Here is a 19,802-nt window from a genome sequence, read left to right on the forward strand (position 1 = left end):
AGCCGGTGGACTGGTTCTGGTGGGTTCTCATCATCTTCTGGACGGGCGGCTTCGCATGGGCGGCCGACACCGTCCGCACCGCACTGCGCAATCGGCATGAGCGGAAACTGCAGTTGATGGAGGCGGCGCAACAGGAACGCCTGGCCATCGAGTCGGCGAACAAGCCGCCGGAGCCGGTGTGCGGTTGCACGCACCACCTGGCCAAACACGACAAGCAGGGCCGGTGCCACGAGCGCGTCGAAGTACCGACGGCCTGGGACGAGGACAAGAAGCCGCTGCACTACGAGGCCGGCCAGTGCAACTGCCAGCAGTACGTGGGACCGCAACCTCTGTCGCACGTGTTCGCGGAGGATCTGACGGACCGGCTGTGACCGGGACGGCGGTGCGACCGGGTCGTCCGCTGTGGGTCCGGTGCCGCGTGGCGGCGTACGCCATCGGCTTCCTGGAAGGGAGCAGGAGCGCACGCCTACTCTCTGGCGACAGGCCGGCTCAGCGCCTACAGCCACGCCCCGATGCCGGCCGCCGCGGTCATGCTCTCCGTCCCGTCGGGCTGCTGCCCGTCACCCTCTTCGGCCTGTTTGTCGTCGCCACCGCCCTGCCACCGCGCCGGAGGCCGTAGCCCGTCGTCGGGCATGGTGGCAAGGCTGGCTATGCTGCCGCGAATGACCGCAGTGGACATGAAGAAGTCGCAGGCCAGCACCATCAATCGGGGGACATACTTCCTGTTCACGCTCTTCGTGGTGGGGATCGGCTGGATCATCGCCGCGGTCAACACCGGGATCGCGTATCTCGCCCTGGGCGTGGATGTGATCCCGATCATCACCGGCTTCGTCGGGTGCCTCGTCTTCGTGATCCTCCTGCGCTTCCTGCACCACGCGTGGTGGCTGGCCGTTCTCTCGGTCCTGCCCGCGGTGTTCGTCCTCGTCGGCTCGGTCCAGTACGCCCCCGAAGCCGCGCTGGACCTGCGGGGCGTGCGCGAGACGGTCCGCATCACGGCCGACAGCGCCGCCCAGGACGGCGGCTCGAACCACCGCTTCTCCCTCGTCGGTCCCTCCGGCGACAAGCTCACGGAGACGCTCGACTACGACGGGAGCGCCCCGGAGTGGCGGGTCGGCGACCGGCTCACGGTCGTCCGTGCCCCGGAGGGAGTCGTCCCCATGGAGGCTGCCTCTGATGTCGACCCCGATGGTCGGCTCGGCTCGCTGGCCATGGGCGTCGGCGGTTGGACGGGCCTCGCGCTGCTGGCCGGCCGACGCGGTTTCGTTCGACGCCGGGCGGGCCGGCACCCCGCCTTCGAAGGCCCCGCCTGAACCGCCCCGGCCGCCGCACGATCCGGGGGCCGCCCCGCTTCCAACTGCCGTCGAACCGCACCGCCTTGGTCAGGCACACTCGCTGTCCAGGGAGAGCGGGCGCGGCCAGATGTCGGCACCCGCTGAGAGCTGCCGCCGGTCGCGTCGCCCACGCCTAGACCGTCACCCGTCGGGCATCCGGTCGGCGGGTGAATATAATCCGCCTCGTGTCGAAGCCTGACGAACTGCTGGTTGACCTCGCCGCCTTGGTGGAGTCCGGCCAGAGCAATCAGATGTCCCTGACCGTGGTCACCGGTGGTGCTGTCATCACCGGTCGGCTGGCTCCGGAAGCAGTGTGGCGACAGAGGGTCTCGGAGGTGCTGACGGATTCCGCCCATGTGGGCGAGTTCGCCACTGTCTTCAACACCCCCGCGACGCACGGGCCGCCTACGCATCTGCACTTCCATGTAGCCCGGATCCTGCAGGGCGCTATGGGAATTCCGGAGACCGGCGGGATGTACCGGGTTGCGATCGAGGACGTCAGCGCCTGGACCGTGGGCGACTTCAGCTATTCCGACCACTGAGCTACGGCGACGCGTGCGGGCTGCGCCAAGTCGACCGGCAGCCGGGATGTGGCAGCCAAGCGCCTTAGCGCGGTTATGGGTTGGCGCCGTCCGTACGCGACCGCCGTCGCTGTTCCGTCGGTGTGGGTCCAGGTCAGCAGTGCACGTCCCTCGGCCACACTGCCCTCGACCGTGGTCGGTTCGCCCAGGAGCGGCAGATGGCCGACGATCTTGACGGACAGACCGGCGATCTCGGTCCAGAAGTAGTCGTCCTGCGACGGTCCGGATGGAGGGAGACCGAGGGCGGAGGCGGCCGCGGTCCTGCCCTGGGCGACGGCGTTGGACCAGAAGGGCGCGCGCCGGTGGGGACGGGTGGCGTTGCCGCGAAGGTATGTGACGTCGCCGGCGGCGAACACGCCGGGAACGGTGGTGGCACAGGCGTCGTCGATGCCGACGCCGAGGCGGTCGGCGAGGCCCGTCCCGTCCAGCCAGTCGATACAGGGCGCCTCTCCGGCGCAGGTCACCACGAGGTCTGCGGTGAGCTCGATGCCGTCAGGGAACAGCACGCCGCGCACCGGGTCCCCGGCGGGGGCGGCAAAGCCTGTGGACTGCACGAAGCGGATGCCGTGCGCCGCAGCCCGTGCGGTGATGGCGGCGGACAGGTAGCCGCCGAGGATGCGTTGCAGCGGCCGGTCGGTGTCCACGACGGTGACCGCGATGCCGCGGGCGGCGCAGGCGCTGGCCACCTCCATGCCCAGGAAGCCGGCGCCGATCACGATCGCCGTAGCGGCGTCGGCCAGGCGGGTGCGGAGCAGGCGGGCGTCGTCGAGGGTGCGCAGGACGAGTTCGCCCCGCTGGTCGGGGGCGGCGAGTCGGCGGGCGTCCGCGCCGGTGGCGATGATCAGTGCGTCGTAACCGATCCGGCGGCCGTCGGCGGTCGTGACGGTGCGGTGCCGAGGGTCGGCCGCGACGGCGGCCGAGCGGATGACGCCGATGCCGAGCCCGTCGAGGGACAGCCCCAGGGTGTGGTCGGCGGTCGGGTCCATCAGAACTGCCTTGGACAGGGGCGGGCGGGAGTAGGCGCCTTCTTCTTCTGCGCCGATGATCGTGACCGGTCCGGTGTGGCCCAGGGTGCGCAGGTGGCGGGCGGCGGAGGTGCCGGCGAGTGACTCGCCGACGATGAGCACCGAGTGCGGTGCGGTCACGACAGGACTCGCAGGGCGGCGACCGGGCACGCGTTGACCGCCGCGTGGGAGGCAGGCCGGTGTTCCTCGGGAACCTCGGCGCCCTCGAAGTGGAAGGTGAGTTCGGCGTCGTCGTCCAGGCTGAAAACACCTGAAGCCTGTTCCGCACACAGGCCGTGGCCCTCGCAGCGGGTGTAGTCGACGGAGATCTTCATGGTGCGGTCCTCACAGGGCGTGCGGTGGGGTCTAGGCCGGGATGAGTTCGAGCGGCAGGCGCTCAAGGCGGTGGATGACGTTGTTCAGGGCCCACTCGGGTGTGCCGGCCGGTTCGATGCGGTCGACCTTCTCGACCAGGGCGCGGAGCATCGCGGAGGTCTCCATGCGGGCCAGGCCCTGGCCGGCGCAGCCGTGGGTGCCCTGTCCGAAGCCGAGTTGGCGGGCGGCGTCGCGGCGGATGTCGAAGGTGTCCGGGTCGTCCCACTCCAACGGGTCGCGGTTTGCGGAGCCGTACAGGACCAGCACCCGGGAGCCCTTGGGCAGGAGGATGCCCGCGAGTTCCGTGTCATGGGCTGCCGTCCGGGAGAAGCCCCGGATCGGGGACTCGTACCGTACGACCTCGTTGACCGCGTTCGCCACGAGGTCGGGATCCGCCTTCAGCAGGCGCCACTGTTCGGGGTGGGTGGCGAACAGGTGCAGCGCGCTGGAGATGGCGCTGATGGTGGTGTCGAGGGAGGGTGCCAGGTAGTCGATCATCATGCTGGCGCAGTCGGCCGGCATGATCCGGCCCTCGTCGGTGGCGCGCAGCAGGTCGTGGCCCAGGCTGCCGTCCAGCACCGACCGGTCGCGGACGACACCGCGCGCGTAGCGCAGCATGCCGACGGACGCGGGAAGTGTGCGCACCGCCTGGCAGTTGAGCGGGCCCAGGGCGTCGAAGGTGGCGCCGGCCCAGCGCAGCAGATGCTCGCGGCCCTGTCCGGGCCAGCCGACCAGGTCGGGGACGACGGACATCGGCAGGGCCATGGCGACCTCCACCGCATCGACGGTGCGTTGGGCGACAGCGGCCCCGGCCACGGCGACCGCCTGCTGGTCGACCCTGTCCTTCATGGTGCGCAGCGCCCTGGGGGTGAGGCGGTGCGCGAGCAGGGAGCGGCGGCGGGCATGGTCGTCGCCGTCACTGAACAGGGTGGTGCCCTGGCCCATGCGGTTGGTGACGGGGTTCAGGGCGACGCCGCCCGAGGAGACGAAGGTCTCGTCGTTGAGCAGCACCTGCTTGCATTCGGCGTATCGCGGCAGGGCGTAGACCTTGTGCTTGCTCAGCCAGACCACGGGGCCCAGGTGGCGCAACGCGGCGTAGTGCGGATACGTGTCGCGGATGGCCGATGCCGAGTACAAGTCGGGGTGGTAGACGGGAATCTCCCTACGTGTGGGCTTGACTTCCTCCCCCGCCTAAAGGCGGGGGATTCCAGCGGTCGCCCGCTGGGGTTCCTGCTTCACCGACGACCGCCCCGTCCGGGAGGACTCCCGTTGAGGTCTTACACCGTCGCCACAGGCAGACGCCGCCAGCCCGGCGGCCAGGATGTTACGTGCCGCGTTCACGTCACGGTCATGCACCACACCGCAGTGCCCGCATGTCCACTCGCGGACGTTCAACGGCAACTCCGGCGCGATCATGCCGCAGTTCCCGCACAGCTTGCTGGAGGGGAACCACCGGTCGATCACCACGAGTTCACGCCCGTACCAGGCACACTTGTACTCCAGCATGGACCGCAGGTTCGTCCAGGCCGCATCCGAGATGGCGCGCGCGAGCTTGCCGTTCTTCAGCAGGTTGCGGACGGTCAGGTCCTCGATCACGACCACTTGGTTCTCGTGGACGATGCGCGAGGTCACTTTGTGCAGGAAGTCGCGGCGCCGGTCAGCGATCCGCGCGTGGATCTTGGCGACCTTGCGCCGGGCTTTCTCCCGGTTAGCAGAGCCCTTCGCCTTGCGCGACAGCTCCCGCTGCGCGCGGGCAAGGCGGGCACGGTCGCGGCGCTCGTGCCGGGGATTGGCTACCTTTTCCCCGGTGGACAAAGTCACCAGCGAGGTGATCCCGGCGTCCAGACCGACCGCCGCACTCGTCGCGGGAGCCGCCGTGACGGTGTCCTCGCACAGCAGGGACACAAACCAACGGCCCGCCGCATCCCGGGACACGGTCACCGTGGTCGGCTCCGTTTGCTCGGGCAGGGGGCGCGACCAGCGGATGTCCAGGGCTTCGGCCATCTTGGCCAGCGTCAGCTTCCCCTCCCGCCAGGTGAAGGCGCTGCGGGTGTACTCGGCCGACGCCCGGGACTTCTTCCGCGACTTGAAGCGCGGATACTGCGCACGCTTGGCGAAGAAGTGGGCGAACGCCGTCTGCAGATGACGCAGCGCCTGCTGCAGCGGAACCGAGGACACCTCCGACAGGAAGGCCAATTCCTCCGTCTTCTTCCACTGCGTGAGCGCGGCCGAGGACTGCACGTAGGAGATCCGACGCTGCTCGCCGTACCAGGCCCGGGTGCGTTCCTCCAGCGCCTTGTTGTACACGAGACGGACGCAGCCGAACGTGCGCGACAGCTCAGCCGCCTGCTCATCCGTGGGGTAAAGGCGGTACCTGAACGCCCGCTTGACCTGCCGCGCCATACCTCACACCCTACCAACTCCCGTGTGAGCAGCAGGAGTCGGCCGATAAGCGGTGGGCGCCGGTCCGCACCGGCGGCGAACCGACGCCCCCTGCCCGGCTCCGCAGGAGCTTCGTTTCTCCCCCGCAAGCGGGAGGTACCCCCACCCCGGCCTGAAGGCCGGGGTATCCACGAAGGAAGGCCCCGATGAACAGTCCTCCTCAAGGAGCCGTTGGAGCGCGGCGGCGAGCCTGTGCGGCGGGCAGGCCCGTGGGTGGCCAGAGGGCAGGGGTGGGAGTTCCGCGCCCCGTCCCGTTGCCCGCCCGGGTTGTGTGACGACGGCATCCGCCACCCGCCACCCGCCGTCAGCCGCAGCGAGCCAGTGCCTGTACACAACGACGCCAAATTGAGGGAATCATCAAGCCTGACAGAATGCTCCGTCAAGAGGCACGCGAGAGGCACATGGGAGGCGCGCGAGAACTCATCGGTCCTGCGCTGCTGCGCCGAGGATGAGCGGGGCGTTGCAGCGAACAGCCGGTCACGGTCACATCGGTCGAAATTGAGATCGTGGCCACCACTGCCGAGCAGGGCCGGCTGTGGTTGCTGCACTGCGCTGCTGAACGCAGAATGACCCGAATGGGATCGATGCAACCTGAGCTGAGCTGGCCGTTCGAAGGAGAGGTCTTCCCTCGTACCTTGCTCGCGATCATCCAAAGGACCGTCTCGGCTGGGGAGTTCCCAGCCCTGACGGTGATCCACGATGACGAGAACGACTGGCTCGTGAGCGACGGCGTCCACGATCCCAACGGCGAGGGCGCCTCGTCAGTCCTCCACCTCCAGCACGTCGTGGACTTGGACCCATCGCTTGCCCCGCTGGCCACCATGCCACCTGGACACGTCGCGTGGCGATCAACTGCCGCCGACGCTTGGGTCATTGAGGAATGGACCTACGCCGACGACTAGGGCCGCGACGGGCCGGCCGCGGGACCGGGACGAGAGGACTCTGCTGAAGCCGTCAGGCGGAGGGCCGTCAGGATGACTCTCGGACGACCAGTTCTGTGCGGAGGATGACGTGGCGCCAGGCCACGGACTGCTCCTCCATCTCCTCCAGCAGCAACTTGATCATGGCCCGCCCCATCTGCTCCAGTGGCTGGCGCACCGTGGTCAGGGGCGGCTCGGTGCGCTGGGCCAGGGGAAAGTCGTCGAAACCGATGACGGCGACATCCTCGGGGATCCGGCGTCCGGCCGCGCGCAGTGCGGTCAGCGCCCCGGCCGCCGTGGTGTCCGAGGCGGCGAGGACGGCGTCGATCTCGGGGTGCCGTTCGAGGAGTTGCGTCATGGCGCGGCGCCCGCTCTCCTCCGAGAAGTCGCTCTCCGCGACCCAGGACCGTGATGTCTTGTGGCCGGCCAGCGCCAACGCGTCCTGATAGCCGCGCAGTCGGCACTGCGCGGCATACATGTCCAGTGGTCCGGTGATGGTGGCGATCGCCCTGCGGCCCTGTTTCAGAAGGTGGGACACGGCATTGCGGGCGCCGCCCACGTTGTCCGCGTCGACATAGCTCACGTACTCGTCACCCGAGCGACGCCCCATCAGCACGGTCGGCACCCGCGCCTCGGCGAGCATGTCCGGCAGTCTGTCGTCGGCGTGCACCGACATCAGCAGCACGCCGTCGACGCGGCCTCCTCGCGCGTATTCCAGGAAGCGCTGCCGTTCGATCTTCGAGGGGACGAGGGTCAGCATCAGCTGCATCCCGGTGTCCGCCAGCGCATCGCCGAGTGAGCGGACGATCTCCGAGAAGAACGGCTCGGCGAACTGTCTCCAGTCCGGCTCGGTCAGTACGAGGGCGACGGCGTCCGCACGCCGGGCGGCCAGGGAACGGGCCGCGAGATTGGGCACGTACCCGAGTTCTTCGATGGCTCGCTGCACGGCCCGGCGCGTCGACTCCTTCACACCGGCCGCGTTGTTGATCACCCGGGAAACCGTGCCTCGTCCCACCCCGGCGTGGGCAGCCACCTCTTCGAGAGTCGGCGCTCCAGGTCGTCGCCCGGTCATGACCACCTCCCCCACCCGCGAGATCACCGATCTTACGGGGCGGAGCACTTGGGCACATGCCTTCCGGACATGATCGACCGGGCTCGGCCGGAAAGGGGTCTCGATCGCGGGGTCCGCTCTGGCGGAGCCCACGGGGAGGAACCGCGGATCCGCCCAGCCGTAGACGTGTCAGCCGGGTGGATCCGCGGTGCCGGGGCGCGCGGTCGGACGCGGGCAGGCCCTCAGGACGGCCGGGACCGGACTGTCCGTCCCGGTCTCCTCACGCGGTGGCGCAGGACGTGCCGTTGAGGGTGAACGCGGACGGCTTGGCGAAGGCTCCGTCATACGTGCCCTGGAACCCGAAGGAGACCTGGCCGCCCGGTGCGATGGACGCGTTGTAGGCCATACCACCGGCCGTCACAGCTCCTGACGAGGGGGAAACCTGGGCGCTCCACGCACTCGTGACCTTCTGCCCGGACGGCAACGTGAACGCGAGTTTCCAGGCGTCGACGGGCGAGGAGCCCGTATTGGTCACGGTGACGTCCGCCGTGAACCCTCCCTGCCACACGTTCGTGCCGTAGGCCACCTTGCAGGCCGACGAGCCACCCGTACCTCCGCCGGTGCCGCCGCCGAGGTTCACACTGGAGGAGAACGAGTTGACCGCCAGCCCCGCGCCGTTCTGCCAGGGCTCGAAGCCCGCCTGAATGCTCGTCAGGTACCAGTTGTCCTGGGCGAGTCCGCGGGAGACGGCCTGGCGGACGAAGTCCATCACGTCGAAGTTCCAGCTGTCGATCGCCGACGGCGCGACGAAGGACAGGACGTCGTTGCCGCCGTTGTTGCCGGACCACACCTGCCATTGACGCCCGGCCACGGTGGCGGAGCCGACGGGTGAGCCCACCGGCTGCACGGAGCCCACACGGTTGAACCAGATCATGATCTCGGTGCGGTTCACACCGTCGGTGCGGGGTGTCGGGTCCAGCCAGATGTCGTACGCGGCGTCGTAGACCGCGCCGCTCACATAGCTGTAGGAGATGCCCGAGGGTGCGCTCGCGATGGAGCTGACCCGGGCCGGCAGGTTCGTGCCGGGCGAACAGTTGGTGTAGTGGCAGCCGTTGTACACGGACGGGTACGACTTCGGGGCACCGTTCGTCGGGACCGAGCCGTCGGCCTGGGTGATCCTGAAGCCCGAGTCCGTGACGGAGATGCATTGGGTGGCGCTGGTCCCCCAGCGGTTGTTCTGCACGACGTAGCGGCCCTGGATGGTGGTGCTGCCGAACGTCTCGCAGATCGTCGTGTCGGCTTGCGATGCGGGAGCCGAGCCGAGCAGCGCCGCGAGTGCGACGAGAGCGGTCAGCACGGCGCCCCACAGGGCTCGCGTTCCTGGCTTGTGCTGTACGGGTTGCATGCAGTTCCTCCGCGGGTGCTTTCAAGAGGTGGTAGATCGTTGGCCATTGGTTCGGGAGCGCTCCCAAAACGCGGACAATTGCGATTGCGTGCATGGCCCTGACAAGACGGTGCCGGGTCGTCCTCATGCACTTCGGGTGCGCCGCGACTGATGTCGAGCGCCGGACGGCCCCGGGGGCGGGGCCGTCCGGCTGGTGACCCCGTCCGCCTTCGGCGGGGTCAGGTACGCGGAGCCGTGGCGGGGGCTATCCGAAAAGCTCCGCGTACGAGCCCATGGCCAGTGCGATGTCGGCCTGGGCCCAGTACCGGTGGTGGGTGAGCACGGGGACCGCGCGGGCTTTCAGAGGGGCCCCGACCGTCGACCATGCCGGATCGTTCCCGCAGCAGGACCGGAGGCGAGGAAAGGTCGACGAGGGGCTGATCGCGTCCTCGTTGGGTATCGTGCCGGCCCAGCCGCTCGACGCGTGGACGCCGTGGTACGCGGCGGACACACCAGAGTCATCGGTGCAGTCGGCAACGGTGCCGTGACGCCCGCTGCCGCCACCGGGGCTTGAGGCGTTCCACGGGTCGGACTTGCCCGACCACTGGAGCATGGCGGGAGCCTGTCACAAGCTTCTGACTGCCCGTGTGGCCGTGCGTCACGGTCTAGCCATTGACGGCGTCCGTTCCGGGGCGGGTGGGGGTGAGATCGGCGGCGAAGCCGGAGCCCCGTTCGCTGATCCGTTAGTCGTCGCACTGAACACCTGCCGCCTGAGCAGGCGTTGGGCCGACGGCGAACATCGGCAGGGGTAGGGCGAACGCGGCTGCGACGGCCGTCCACAACCGCCGCGCGGCTCTGCGCTTACGTCCGGGATCCATGTGCTGGTTCCTCCTCGCCGTATACGGCTCGGTGGGGGGTCAAGGCCTGAACCAGTGGGAGCGCTCCCATATTGAGGACGGACACCGTTCACGTCAATACGTTGAGGAGTTGAATCGTTCGAACCGATTCGCTGTACAAAAAACTAAGCAACCACCCTGTGAAACTGCGGCCGTTGGCGCTAGCGTCCGTCGCACCAGTGGGAGCGGTTCCATCACTAGGCGCAGCCATCACGATGCGCCCGGCTGAAAGGACTCGCTCATGCGCCACCCGCCGCACACAGCACCTCTCATCGCCGCCCGTACGGGCTGCGTTCACTTCGGCCTCGTCGACGCCTGCGGCACACGGCGTTCGTCGCCGAACCCGCACACGGCTACCGCTTCAGCGCTGCCCAGAGCCTGACCGCAGGCCACCCAGCACGCCGTCACCCCAACACCTGTCCGCCACCGGGCACATGGCCGCCGCGCAGTGATCCGACGGGACCGCTTTCACCCGTGGACATCTCGCCCGAACGCCTGCCCCTGCCCTGATGGCGGCAGTTGCACCCTCACCGCTCCGGGCAGGCATTCGCCTGCCCGCGTTGGAGCCGCTCGCACCCAGAAGGAGAAGGAACTCCTCTCATGAGTCGCACAAGAATGTCACTGCTCACCGCGCTGGCCCTGCTCACCGGGACCTCCGGCGCCGCGCTCATCGCCGTCCCTGCCGACGCCAGCACCGCGGCCGCGCCCTGCACAGTGGACTACAAGGTGCAGAACCAGTGGGACACCGGCTTCACCGCCGCCGTCACGATCACCAACAACGGTGCGGCCAAGTCGAGTTGGTCGCTGAAGTGGTCGTACGCCGGGAACCAGAAGATCAGCAACGGCTGGAACGCGAAGGTCAGCCAGAGCGGCGCCTCCGTCACAGCCGCCAACGAGAGCTACAACGGCACGCTCGGCACCGGTGGTTCGGCCGGCTTCGGGTTCCAGGCGTCCTACAGCGGGACCAACGCGATTCCGGCTACGTTCACTCTCGACGGCGCCACCTGCAACGTGGACGGCGGCGGGCCGACCGACCCCGGACCGACGGACCCGGGACCGACGGATCCGGGGCCGACCGATCCCGGACCGGGCGGGTCGAAGGCGGCCAACCCCTATGTCGGTGCCAAGGTGTACGTGAACCCGGAGTGGTCGGCGAAGGCGGCCGCCGAGCCGGGCGGCAGCCGTATCTCCAGCCAGCCCACCGCCGTGTGGCTGGACCGGATCGCCGCCATCAACGGCGTCAACGGCGGCATGGGCCTGCGCGCTCACCTGGACGAGGCGCTGAAGCAGAAGGGAAGCGGTGAACTCGTCGTCCAGCTGGTCATCTACGACCTGCCCGGCCGTGACTGCGCGGCCCTGGCCTCCAACGGCGAACTGGGACCGAACGACCTCGACAAGTACAAGTCCCAGTACATCGACCCGATCACCTCGATCCTGTCCGAGTCCAAGTACGCGGGCCTGCGCATCGCCACCGTCATCGAGCCCGACTCGCTGCCCAACCTGATCACCAACGCGGGCGGGACGAACACCACCACCGACGCGTGCGTGACCATGAAGAGCAACGGCAACTACGAGAAGGGCGTCTCCTACGCCCTGGACAAGCTCGGCGCCCTGGCGAACGTCTACAACTACATCGACGCCGGCCACCACGGATGGCTCGGCTGGGACAGCAACCTGGGCCCGTCCGTGCAGGAGTTCGCCAAGGTCGCCACCTCCAACGGCGCGAGCATGAGCGATGTGACCGGCTTCATCGTCAACACCGCCAACTACAGCCCCGCCAAGGAGCCCAACTTCAAGGTCACCGACTCGGTGAACGGGCAGACCATACGCCAGTCGAAGTGGGTGGACTGGAACCAGTACGTGGACGAGCAGTCGTTCGCGATCGGGCTGCGGGACAAGCTGGTCGCGGCCGGGTTCGACTCCGGTCTCGGCATGCTGATCGACACCTCCCGCAACGGCTGGGGCGGAACGGCCCGGCCCGCCGGCCCCGGCCCGCTGACCTCCGTGGACGCCTACGTCGACGGCAGCCGCATCGACCGGCGCATCCACGCCGGCAACTGGTGCAACCAGAGCGGTGCCGGCATCGGTGAACGACCCACCGCGGCGCCCGCCACCGGGATCGACGCCTACGTGTGGGTCAAGCCCCCGGGGGAGTCCGACGGCAACAGCGCCGCCATCCCCAACGACGAGGGCAAGGGCTTCGACCGGATGTGTGATCCCACCTACGGCGGCAACGCCCGCAACGGCAACAACCCCACCGGCGCGCTGGCGAACGCACCGCTCGCCGGGCACTGGTTCCCCGCCCAGTTCCAGCAGCTCATGCAGAACGCCTACCCGCCCCTGCCGTAACCCTGTGACGCGGTGAGTGGTCGCCGGGGCCGGTCGTTGAGCGACCGGCCCCGGCTCAGGCATGCATCGTTCCCACTCCCCCTCGGCGAGGTCGCGCACTGGCATCCGCTTGACAGAACCTTATTATCGGCAACACTGTAACCATTATGAGTACCTGGTCCGAGCCGCAGCCTGATTCCCGCTTCGTCGTCGTGGACGGCCAGCAGATCCACTACAAACGCACCGGACGAGGTCCCGTACTGGTACTGCTGCACGGCAGCGCTTCCTCACTCCAGCACTTCGACCGTGCGGCGGCAGCACTGGCGCAGTCCTTCGACGTCATCCGCCCCGACCTGCCCGGGTTCGGCCTGACCGGACCTCGCCACGACCGCGACTACCGCATCCCGACCTACACGGCGACAGTGGCGGGACTGCTGGAGGCCCTGGAAGTCCCCCGCTACGCCGTGGCCGGCAACTCTCTCGGGGGCAACATCGCCTGGAACCTCGCACTCGACCACCCGGAGCGACTGACCGGACTGGTGCTGGTCAACGCCACCGGATATCCGGAGAAGGCGATACCGGCAGGCATGCGCCTGATCCGCAATCCGTTGCTGCGCCCTGTGTTGCGGCACGTGATGCCGCGCGGCGCCATCGAACGCAATCTGCGCTCGGCCGTCGGCCCCCGTTCGACCGTCGTGGACACGGCCATGATCGACCGCGCCCACGCGCTCATGAGCCGACCTGGGAACCGCTCAGCCTTCGTCGACTTCTGCAACACCGACCAGCCCGACCGCTCCGCGCAGATCTCACGCATCACGGTGCCCACACTCGTGCTGCGCAGCGCGAGCATCGACGGCCAGCACTTCACCCGCGACATCCCCGGCGCCACGGAGCTGGTGCACCCCCACGGCGGTCATCTGCTGCCGGAAGAGGAACCCCAATGGGTCGCGCAGGCGATCGCCGAGTTCCTCGGCTCTGCCGCCGACAGCCGCACGCACTGACGCCAAGGAGCACCGTTCCATGAAGTACTTCGTCGCATCGGGCGAGGACCGCCGGTTCACCGCCCAAGCACGGCAAGCCCTGCCCGGCAGCTTCATCGAGCTGTCCGACGGCGTCACCCACTACGAGTTGAGGGGCCCCGAGGACGGGGACGTCGTCGTCATGGCGGGCGGACTGACCATCCCGCTGTTCTACTGGGACAGCCTCGCCACCGAACTCAACTCCCGCGGACTGCGAACCCTGACCTGCAGCGCGTACGGCCGCGGCTACTCGGACCGAGTACGGGCGCGATACGACGAGAACCTGTTCGCGCGACAGCTGGCCGAACTCACGGAACGACTCGATCTCACGGCACGACCCCTGCATCTCGTCGGCACCTCCATGGGCGCACTGGTCAGCATGACCTACGCCGCCCAGTACCCCTCATCCGTGTCCACCCTCACCCTCGTCGGCCCCGCCGGTCTCGCGAAACCCCGGCTGACCTCCCCTCACCGGCTGCTGCGCAACGACGCTCTGGCCGGCCTCGTCGCCCGGCGGCGCGGCCGACAGATACTCCAGGGACACCTGGGCCACAACGTCCGCGACCCCGAACTCAGCGCGGAGCTGACCGACATGGTCCTGGAGGCGTTCCGCTTCGAGGGCTCGCTGTACGCGGTCTTCGACACGCTCCAGCACCTGCCCGTCTCCGGCCGGGACGAGCTCTTCCGCCAAACGGGGGCACTGGGCATACCGACGCTGCTGTTGTGGGGAGACGAGGACGAGGTCACACCCATGGCTCACTTCGACACCGCACGCGCGCTGCTGAGGCCTCAGCACCACCGGGTCATTGCCGAATGCGGCCACATGGCTCCCTTCGAACGGCCCCGCGAAGTCGCCGACCAGATCGCCCCGTTCGTGGCCGCGCGCACCGAAAGGCTCGACTCATGAACCACCCTCAGGTCATCGACGTCCTGGTCGTCGGCGCGGGCCCCTCGGGTTCCGCCGTGGCCATCGACCTCCTGCGTCGGGGGCTGGATGTGCGCATCGTCGACAGGTCCCCCCATGCCTTCGACGGCTCCCGCGCCAAAGGCATCCAGCCCCGCAGCCTCGAAGTCCTCGAAGACCTCGGCGCCCTCGACGAGGTGCTGGCCGGCGGCAGCGTCTACCCCAAGCTCGGGCTGCACGCGGGACCGCTCGCCGTGCCGTGGAAGATGTTCCCCCACAAGGAGGCGAGTGCCGACGTCCCCTACCCGAACACCTGGCTGATCCCCCAGTTCCGCACGGACCGCGCACTGCACGCCCGGCTGGGCGAGCTCGGCCTCAAGGTCGAGTTCGACCGTGAGCTGACCGAGCTGACGCAGGGCGAAGACACGGTGGTCGCCACGGTGGCGGGCCCGGACGGTACGGAGGAGATCGTCGCCCGTTACGCCGTGGGCGCGGACGGTGGTTCCAGTGCGGTGCGCAAGCAGCTCGGCATCGGTTTCGCCGGGACGACACACGAGAGCGACCGGATGCTCATCGTCGATGCCTCGGTGACCGGTCTGGGCCGTGACCGCTGGCACATGTGGCCCGGACTGGGCGGCAGACTCATCGGTGCCTGCCCGCTCCCCCACAGCGACATGTTCCAGTGGATGATCCGTCTCACGCCGGACGAGGAACCCCCGTCGGAGAGGGACGCCATCCTCCGGCGGATCCGCGACCACACCCGCGACAGGCGAATCCAGTTGCACGACATCCACTGGACCTCGGTGTTCAGGCCCAACATCCGCCTGGCGGAGAGCTACGGCCGAGGACGTGTGTTTCTCGCCGGGGACGCCGCACACGTCCACACCCCGGCCGGCGCCCAGGGCCTGAACACCGGTGTCCAGGACGCCTACAACCTCGGCTGGAAACTCGGACAGGTCCTCGCCGGGGCGGACCCGACCCTGCTGGACACCTACGAGGCCGAGCGGCAGCCCATCGCCGCCGGGGTCCTGGGCCTGTCCACGGCGAAGTGGGGCGGCATCGCCAAGCTCGACCCGTCGAGCATGAAACGAGGCAAGGACGAGCAGCAACTCGCCCTGACCTACTACGGCGGCCCGCTCGCCCCCGCCGACGGCATGCGCACGACGACCCTTCGCGTGGGCGACCGCGCCCCGGACGCCCAACTGCTCGGCGCCGACGGCCTCCGGACCCGGCTGTTCGACCTCTTGCAAGGACCCGACTTCACCGCCCTCGCCTACGGCCCCGGGGCCGCCCGCGGCCTCGAGCAGCTCGTCTGGCCGACGACGGGCGCCCAGCTGAAGCGGCTCGTCGTCGGACCGGTGGCCGCAGACGGCTTCACCATTGCCGACGCCAAGCACACACTGCGGCGTGCGTACGGCCTGACCGGCGACACGCTGCTGCTGATCCGTCCCGACGGCTACATCGGGCACATCGCCACGTCGGACTTCCTCACCACCACACAGACAGCCGTAAGGGCCGTGACCCCGTAGGCAAGGAGCCGCACATGTTCCAACACCCCCGCATGAGCCCCAACTCGGGAGCCGCCGCGTGAGCCGCACGCTGCTGCGCGGAGCGCAGGTCATCACCATGGCGCCGGACCGGCCCGACGCCGAACACCTCGACATCCTCATCGACGGCGACCGCATCGCCGCCATCGGCGAGAACATCGAGGCGTCCGGTGCCGAAGTCATCGACTTCTCCGGCCGCATCGTCCTGCCCGGCCTGGTCAACGCCCACCTGCACACCTGGCAGACAGCGCTGCGCTCCGCAGGCGCCGACTGGACGCTCATGGAGTACTTCACCCACCTCCACGGCGAGTGCGTCGGCCACTACACCCCGGCCGACATGCACATCAGCAACCTGGCCGGCGCACTGAACCAGATCAACTGCGGCACGACCACCGTGGGCGACTGGTGCCACAACGCCCTCTCGCCCGAGCACGCCGACGCGGCCGTGGAGGGACTGGTCCAGGCAGGGATCCGTGCCGTCTTCCTGCACGGCACGCCCTACCGGTCACCGGAGACCCCTCACCCACTCGCCGAGATCGACAGGCTGCTCGACGGCCCCGTCCGCGAGCATGCCCTGCTGACCCTGGGCATGGCTCTGCAAGGGCCGCAGTATTCCTCGCCGGAGATCGCGGTGGCCGACTTCCGAGCCGGCGCGGACCGCGGTCTCGTCGTCTCGATGCACCAGAGCGGCGGAGAACTCTCCCCCGGCTGGGAGGCCGTGCGGGCCTCCGGGCTGTTCAGCTCCCGGACCAACGTCGTGCACGGAGCCGACCTGCCCGGCGCCTGGATCGAGATGCTCGTCGAGGCGGGCGTCACCTTCACCACCACCCCAGAGAACGAACTCGGGCAAGGGCACGGCACCCCCGTCACCGGGGCGTTGCTGCGCCTGGGCGCGGCGCCCTCCCTGGGCACGGACATCGACACCGCCGTACCGGGCAAGGTCCTCACGGCGGCTCGGATCGCCCTGGCCCATCAGCGCAGCCTGGACCACGCCGCGTACCGAGAGACCACCGGTATGCACGCAAGCACGGCCTCGGTCACTGCCAGACAGGCACTCGCCTGGGCCACGGTCGAAGGGGCGAAGGCACTCGGCCTGGCCGACCGGGTGGGCCGGATCGAGGCCGGCATGCAGGCCGACCTGGTCGCCGTCGACGCCCGGGCACTCAACCTGTGGCCGGCGCACGACCCCATCGCCACCGTGCTGCACGCCGACATCGCCAACATCGAAGCAGTCTTGGTCGCCGGCATTTGGCGCAAACGAGATCACGCCCTGCTCGCACCCGGCCTCGACGAACTCAGGGACCAGCTCCGCGCGTCCGGGCAGCGGCTGCTGCGCGGCATCGGGAAGGTGCGCAGCCACGCCTGACCCGCGCGGCGGACCGACGTACGAAACGGGCGCCGACGTGCACGACCTGCTGTCCCTCGCCGGCGCGGCGGGCACGCTTCGGCCCCCTTGGGGATGCCCGTCCGATCTCGTGCACACGTCGCTTGGTTCGGTCAGCCTTCCTCGCGCAGGCGTTCAAGTCCGCTGAGAAGAAGTTCGAGGCCGAAGGAGAACTCGTCCTCGATCGGAATGGGCATCACGGAGGCAACGGTGAGGGTCGCCGGATACAGGGCCGGATCCACGCTCTGGAAGACAGCCGCCGCCTGAGCATCCTCGGACTGGCCCGCCCCCTCGTGCCGGTTGACCTGTACGGCAAATCCGAGGACATAGCGGGCCAGGGTCGCATACGCGTGCGCGGCCTGCCGCGGCTCGAAGCCACTGCCGAGCAACACCGCGACGCAACGCTCCCGCACTGCCATGGCCTTCGGCCCCAGGGGAACCTGCTCGACCATCAGACGTGCCGCGTTCTGGTGCCGGGACAAGGCGTCGAACATGGCGTGTGCGGCCGTCCGCAGCGCCTCCTGCCAGGCCATCGCGTGGAGTTCGTCGCCGTTCAGTTCCACCGCGCCGAACATGCGGTCCACGACGTGAGCGATGAGCGCTGCCCGGTTGTCGAAGTGCCGGTACAGCGTGGCCGTGCCCGAACCCAGACGCTGGGCCAACGTCCGCATCGACAGAGCGTCGGCGCCCTCCTCGTCCACGATCTGCAGGGCCGTGGAGACCATGCGTTCCAACGGCATGGGCGGGCGACCAGGGGAACGCCGCGCCGGCGCAGCGCCCGCTCGCCTTGGATCAGCTGCTGCCACGGAACGTTTCACCTCCTCGGACGGCACCGTAACAGCAACACCGTATCCGATATGAAAGCACGGGGGCTCCTGGACCTCGCGGGCCGCCAGAGCGTGCAGGACCCGCTCCTGTGCCGGGTCATGCGAACACCGGAGATCTTGGGCTGCGCGTAGTCGAAGCGGCCACGGGCACTGTGGTCGGAAGCATCGGGGTTACTGGCCCGGCCCGGACACAACGCCGCAGAAATAAACCCGCAGCCATCGCTCACTCATGCCACAGCGCGGACTGGGCATACGAAACACCTGTGCCCAGCCACCTGGAAGGCGCGGACACATCCGGGGGGCCGTTGCCATGCCGACTGAGGGAGGTCGACCAGTGGACCTGACCGAGTTGCTCGCAGACGCCATGCGGGACAAGCACCTGAGTACCGAGGCGCTCGCCTACGCGACCGGCATCCGTGTCCCTCGCATCAAAGCGTTCGTCGAAGACGGAGCCGCCGGACCGATCCACCCGACGTCTGAAGAGCTCGCGGAACTGGCTCAGGCGCTTTCGTTGCCGCTCCCCGAAGTAGTGGAGGCGAGCCAGGACCATCGGACCGTGACCCCCGCAGGCCACCCAGTGTGACGCACCCGCCATCCCGAAGGCCGTGCGGATCCCGTGCCGGCAGCGTCATCGGGTACCCGCTGCGGCATGGGATCTCTGAGCTCACCAGTGCTGCTGTTGCTGTTCGCCGCCAGTGCGGCCGTCATCTGGTATGCGGGCGTCAAGCTGTCCGACCACACCGACGTGCTCGCCGAACGCCTCCACCTGGGCACCGCGCTGGGCGGGCTGATACTCCTCGCGATCGCCACCAACCTGCCCGAGATCGCCATCACCATCAGCGCCGCCCTGGCCGGTCGGCTCGACGTCGCCGTCGGCAACATCCTCGGCGGCATCGCCCTCCAGACCGTCGTCCTGGCGATCCTGGACGCCGCCGGTGTACGGCCACGCGCCCCGCTGACCCGCCTGGCCGCCAGCCTCCAACTCGTCCTGGAGGGCGCGCTCGTGGTGGTCGTCCTGGCCGTCGTCGTGATGGGCACCCAGCTCTCACCCGGCCTGCACGCTGCCCGACTGGCCCCCGCGTCCCTGGCGATCGCCGTGATATGGCTGATCGGCCTGATGCTGCTCAACCGGGCCGATCGCGGCCTGCCCTGGCGAGAGGGCGGCGACGCGCCCGACAGCCAGCCCGAACCACGCGGCCACTCCCGCGGCAAGAAGGAGAAGGCCGCCACCGACCAGGGCATCCGCACCGGACGAGCGGCGCTCATCTTCGGTGCCGCGGCCCTGGCCACCCTCGTCGCCGGCGTCGTCATCGAGCGCAGCGGCGAGGAGTTCTTCGCCCGCCAGGGCCTCAGCGGCGTGCTCTTCGGGGCCACGGTCCTGGCCGCGGCCACCTCCCTGCCCGAGATCAGCACGGGCCTGACCTCCACCAAGCTCGGCGACTACCAGCTCGCCATCAGCGACATCTTCGGCGGCAACGCGTTCCTGCCCGTGCTGTTCCTCCTGGCCACCGTCATCTCCGGCAAGCCTGTCCTGCCCGCAGCACACGACACCGACATCTACCTCACCGCGCTCGGCATCATCCTCACCGTCGTCTACATGGCCGGCCTCGTCTTCCGCCCTCGACGCCAGTACGCGCGGATGGGCATCGACAGCATCACCGCGATCGTCATCTACCTCATCGGCATCGCCGGGCTGGCCACCATCGCCACCTGATCCGCCCTCGCCGGCCATGAACGAACTCACGGCACTCTCCCCGGACCATGCCGCCGCGACACGGGGTGAGCGGCCAATCATTCAGGTTGGCCGCC

19 protein-coding genes and 1 pseudogene are annotated in these 19,802 nt (G+C 69.1%); 11 read left to right on the top strand and 9 right to left on the bottom strand.

Annotated elements, in window-relative coordinates; all coding sequences use genetic code 11:
• Positions 1–5 precede the first annotated feature (5 nt).
• Positions 6–371, top strand: a complete 366-nt coding sequence (locus tag ACIHIX_RS25255) for a hypothetical protein (protein ID WP_399960207.1) — start codon at positions 6–8, stop codon at positions 369–371.
• Positions 372–496: 125 nt separating this feature from the next.
• On the opposite strand, the gene ACIHIX_RS25260 is transcribed toward ACIHIX_RS25255, so the two are convergent.
• The gene (locus tag ACIHIX_RS25260; protein WP_399959796.1) at positions 497–634 is read right to left on the bottom strand and encodes a hypothetical protein; all 138 of its coding nucleotides are present in this window, start codon (positions 632–634) and stop codon (positions 497–499) included.
• Positions 635–662: 28 nt separating this feature from the next.
• Between ACIHIX_RS25260 and ACIHIX_RS25265 the strand changes: the two genes are divergently transcribed.
• On the top strand, positions 663–1,310 hold the full coding sequence (locus ACIHIX_RS25265; RefSeq protein WP_399959798.1) for a hypothetical protein: 648 nt from the start codon (positions 663–665) through the stop codon (positions 1,308–1,310).
• Positions 1,311–1,516: 206 nt separating this feature from the next.
• Positions 1,517–1,873 carry a hypothetical protein gene (locus tag ACIHIX_RS25270; RefSeq protein ID WP_399959800.1) on the top strand — a complete coding sequence of 119 codons (357 nt, stop codon included), beginning with the start codon at positions 1,517–1,519 and terminating at the stop codon, positions 1,871–1,873.
• Here the strand turns inward: ACIHIX_RS25270 and ACIHIX_RS25275 are convergent.
• From ACIHIX_RS25275 to ACIHIX_RS25290, 4 genes are read right to left on the bottom strand one after another with little or no spacing between them, the layout of a single operon-like run.
• Positions 1,858–3,057, bottom strand: coding sequence for an NAD(P)/FAD-dependent oxidoreductase (locus ACIHIX_RS25275; RefSeq protein ID WP_399959802.1), 1,200 nt, complete (start codon positions 3,055–3,057; stop codon positions 1,858–1,860). The two genes, ACIHIX_RS25270 and ACIHIX_RS25275, sit on opposite strands and share 16 nt — an antisense overlap.
• Positions 3,054–3,251, bottom strand: a complete 198-nt coding sequence (locus tag ACIHIX_RS25280; protein ID WP_399959804.1) for a ferredoxin — start codon at positions 3,249–3,251, stop codon at positions 3,054–3,056. Before ACIHIX_RS25280 ends, ACIHIX_RS25275 begins: the two co-directional genes overlap by 4 nt.
• A gap of 31 nt (positions 3,252–3,282) precedes the next feature.
• Complete coding sequence (locus ACIHIX_RS25285; protein ID WP_399959806.1) at positions 3,283–4,428, bottom strand: cytochrome P450; 1,146 nt, start codon at positions 4,426–4,428, stop codon at positions 3,283–3,285.
• A gap of 54 nt (positions 4,429–4,482) precedes the next feature.
• Positions 4,483–5,694: an RNA-guided endonuclease InsQ/TnpB family protein gene (locus ACIHIX_RS25290; RefSeq protein WP_399959808.1), complete on the bottom strand. Its 1,212-nt coding sequence runs from the start codon at positions 5,692–5,694 to the stop codon at positions 4,483–4,485.
• A gap of 545 nt (positions 5,695–6,239) precedes the next feature.
• On the opposite strand from ACIHIX_RS25290, the gene ACIHIX_RS25295 reads away from it, so the two are divergent.
• Entirely contained in the window at positions 6,240–6,635 is a 396-nt protein-coding gene (locus ACIHIX_RS25295; RefSeq protein WP_399959810.1) for a hypothetical protein, read from the top strand.
• 67 nt (positions 6,636–6,702) lie between these two features.
• On the opposite strand, the gene ACIHIX_RS25300 is transcribed toward ACIHIX_RS25295, so the two are convergent.
• From ACIHIX_RS25300 to ACIHIX_RS25310, 3 genes and pseudogenes are all read right to left on the bottom strand, one after another.
• The gene (locus ACIHIX_RS25300; protein ID WP_399959812.1) at positions 6,703–7,725 is read right to left on the bottom strand and encodes a LacI family DNA-binding transcriptional regulator; all 1,023 of its coding nucleotides are present in this window, start codon (positions 7,723–7,725) and stop codon (positions 6,703–6,705) included.
• A 259-nt stretch (positions 7,726–7,984) separates the two neighbouring features.
• Positions 7,985–9,109, bottom strand: coding sequence for a cellulose binding domain-containing protein (locus ACIHIX_RS25305; RefSeq protein ID WP_399959814.1), 1,125 nt, complete (start codon positions 9,107–9,109; stop codon positions 7,985–7,987).
• A gap of 244 nt (positions 9,110–9,353) precedes the next feature.
• Positions 9,354–9,707 (bottom strand): annotated as a pseudogene (locus tag ACIHIX_RS25310) (glycoside hydrolase family 48 protein); the annotation flags it as partial.
• A gap of 877 nt (positions 9,708–10,584) precedes the next feature.
• Here ACIHIX_RS25310 and ACIHIX_RS25315 point away from each other — a divergent pair.
• The 5 genes from ACIHIX_RS25315 (at position 10,585) to ACIHIX_RS25335 (ending at position 17,148) form a co-directional block, all read left to right on the top strand.
• Positions 10,585–12,333: a glycoside hydrolase family 6 protein gene (locus tag ACIHIX_RS25315; protein ID WP_399959816.1), complete on the top strand. Its 1,749-nt coding sequence runs from the start codon at positions 10,585–10,587 to the stop codon at positions 12,331–12,333.
• Positions 12,334–12,479: 146 nt separating this feature from the next.
• Positions 12,480–13,313: an alpha/beta fold hydrolase gene (locus ACIHIX_RS25320; protein WP_399959818.1), complete on the top strand. Its 834-nt coding sequence runs from the start codon at positions 12,480–12,482 to the stop codon at positions 13,311–13,313.
• A 19-nt stretch (positions 13,314–13,332) separates the two neighbouring features.
• Positions 13,333–14,238, top strand: a complete 906-nt coding sequence (locus ACIHIX_RS25325) for an alpha/beta fold hydrolase (protein WP_399959820.1) — start codon at positions 13,333–13,335, stop codon at positions 14,236–14,238.
• Positions 14,235–15,764, top strand: coding sequence for an FAD-dependent oxidoreductase (locus tag ACIHIX_RS25330; protein WP_399959822.1), 1,530 nt, complete (start codon positions 14,235–14,237; stop codon positions 15,762–15,764). The genes ACIHIX_RS25325 and ACIHIX_RS25330 overlap by 4 nt, the downstream gene beginning before the upstream one ends.
• A 58-nt stretch (positions 15,765–15,822) precedes the next feature.
• Positions 15,823–17,148 carry an amidohydrolase family protein gene (locus ACIHIX_RS25335; RefSeq protein WP_399959823.1) on the top strand — a complete coding sequence of 442 codons (1,326 nt, stop codon included), beginning with the start codon at positions 15,823–15,825 and terminating at the stop codon, positions 17,146–17,148.
• Positions 17,149–17,279: 131 nt separating this feature from the next.
• Here the strand turns inward: ACIHIX_RS25335 and ACIHIX_RS25340 are convergent, their stop codons facing one another.
• Entirely contained in the window at positions 17,280–17,906 is a 627-nt protein-coding gene (locus ACIHIX_RS25340; protein ID WP_399959825.1) for a TetR/AcrR family transcriptional regulator C-terminal domain-containing protein, read from the bottom strand.
• Between the two features lie 421 nt (positions 17,907–18,327).
• Here ACIHIX_RS25340 and ACIHIX_RS25345 point away from each other — a divergent pair, with 421 nt between their 5' ends.
• Together ACIHIX_RS25345 and ACIHIX_RS25350 are read left to right on the top strand one after the other, a co-directional pair.
• The gene (locus ACIHIX_RS25345) at positions 18,328–18,576 is read left to right on the top strand and encodes a helix-turn-helix domain-containing protein (protein WP_399959827.1); all 249 of its coding nucleotides are present in this window, start codon (positions 18,328–18,330) and stop codon (positions 18,574–18,576) included.
• Between the two features lie 66 nt (positions 18,577–18,642).
• Positions 18,643–19,707 carry a sodium:calcium antiporter gene (locus ACIHIX_RS25350; protein ID WP_399959829.1) on the top strand — a complete coding sequence of 355 codons (1,065 nt, stop codon included), beginning with the start codon at positions 18,643–18,645 and terminating at the stop codon, positions 19,705–19,707.
• Positions 19,708–19,802 lie beyond the last annotated feature (95 nt).

Origin of the sequence: Streptomyces sp. NPDC051913, from assembly GCF_044593635.1 — a bacterium.
Taxonomy (GTDB): domain Bacteria; phylum Actinomycetota; class Actinomycetes; order Streptomycetales; family Streptomycetaceae; genus Streptomyces.

Excerpts from the sequence above, each read along its gene's own strand:
- ACIHIX_RS25265 (WP_399959798.1), top strand. The coding sequence starts at position 663 with ATGACCGCAGTGGACATGAAGAAGTCGCAGGCCAGCACCATCAATCGG.
- ACIHIX_RS25340 (WP_399959825.1), bottom strand. The coding sequence starts at position 17,906 with ATGCCGTTGGAACGCATGGTCTCCACGGCCCTGCAGATCGTGGACGAG.
- ACIHIX_RS25320 (WP_399959818.1), top strand. The coding sequence starts at position 12,480 with ATGAGTACCTGGTCCGAGCCGCAGCCTGATTCCCGCTTCGTCGTCGTG.
- ACIHIX_RS25325 (WP_399959820.1), top strand. The coding sequence starts at position 13,333 with ATGAAGTACTTCGTCGCATCGGGCGAGGACCGCCGGTTCACCGCCCAA.
- ACIHIX_RS25305 (WP_399959814.1), bottom strand. The coding sequence starts at position 9,109 with ATGCAACCCGTACAGCACAAGCCAGGAACGCGAGCCCTGTGGGGCGCC.
- ACIHIX_RS25260 (WP_399959796.1), bottom strand. The coding sequence starts at position 634 with ATGCCCGACGACGGGCTACGGCCTCCGGCGCGGTGGCAGGGCGGTGGC.
- ACIHIX_RS25280 (WP_399959804.1), bottom strand. The coding sequence starts at position 3,251 with ATGAAGATCTCCGTCGACTACACCCGCTGCGAGGGCCACGGCCTGTGT.
- ACIHIX_RS25290 (WP_399959808.1), bottom strand. The coding sequence starts at position 5,694 with ATGGCGCGGCAGGTCAAGCGGGCGTTCAGGTACCGCCTTTACCCCACG.
- ACIHIX_RS25350 (WP_399959829.1), top strand. The coding sequence starts at position 18,643 with ATGGGATCTCTGAGCTCACCAGTGCTGCTGTTGCTGTTCGCCGCCAGT.
- ACIHIX_RS25300 (WP_399959812.1), bottom strand. The coding sequence starts at position 7,725 with ATGACCGGGCGACGACCTGGAGCGCCGACTCTCGAAGAGGTGGCTGCC.
- ACIHIX_RS25330 (WP_399959822.1), top strand. The coding sequence starts at position 14,235 with ATGAACCACCCTCAGGTCATCGACGTCCTGGTCGTCGGCGCGGGCCCC.
- ACIHIX_RS25315 (WP_399959816.1), top strand. The coding sequence starts at position 10,585 with ATGAGTCGCACAAGAATGTCACTGCTCACCGCGCTGGCCCTGCTCACC.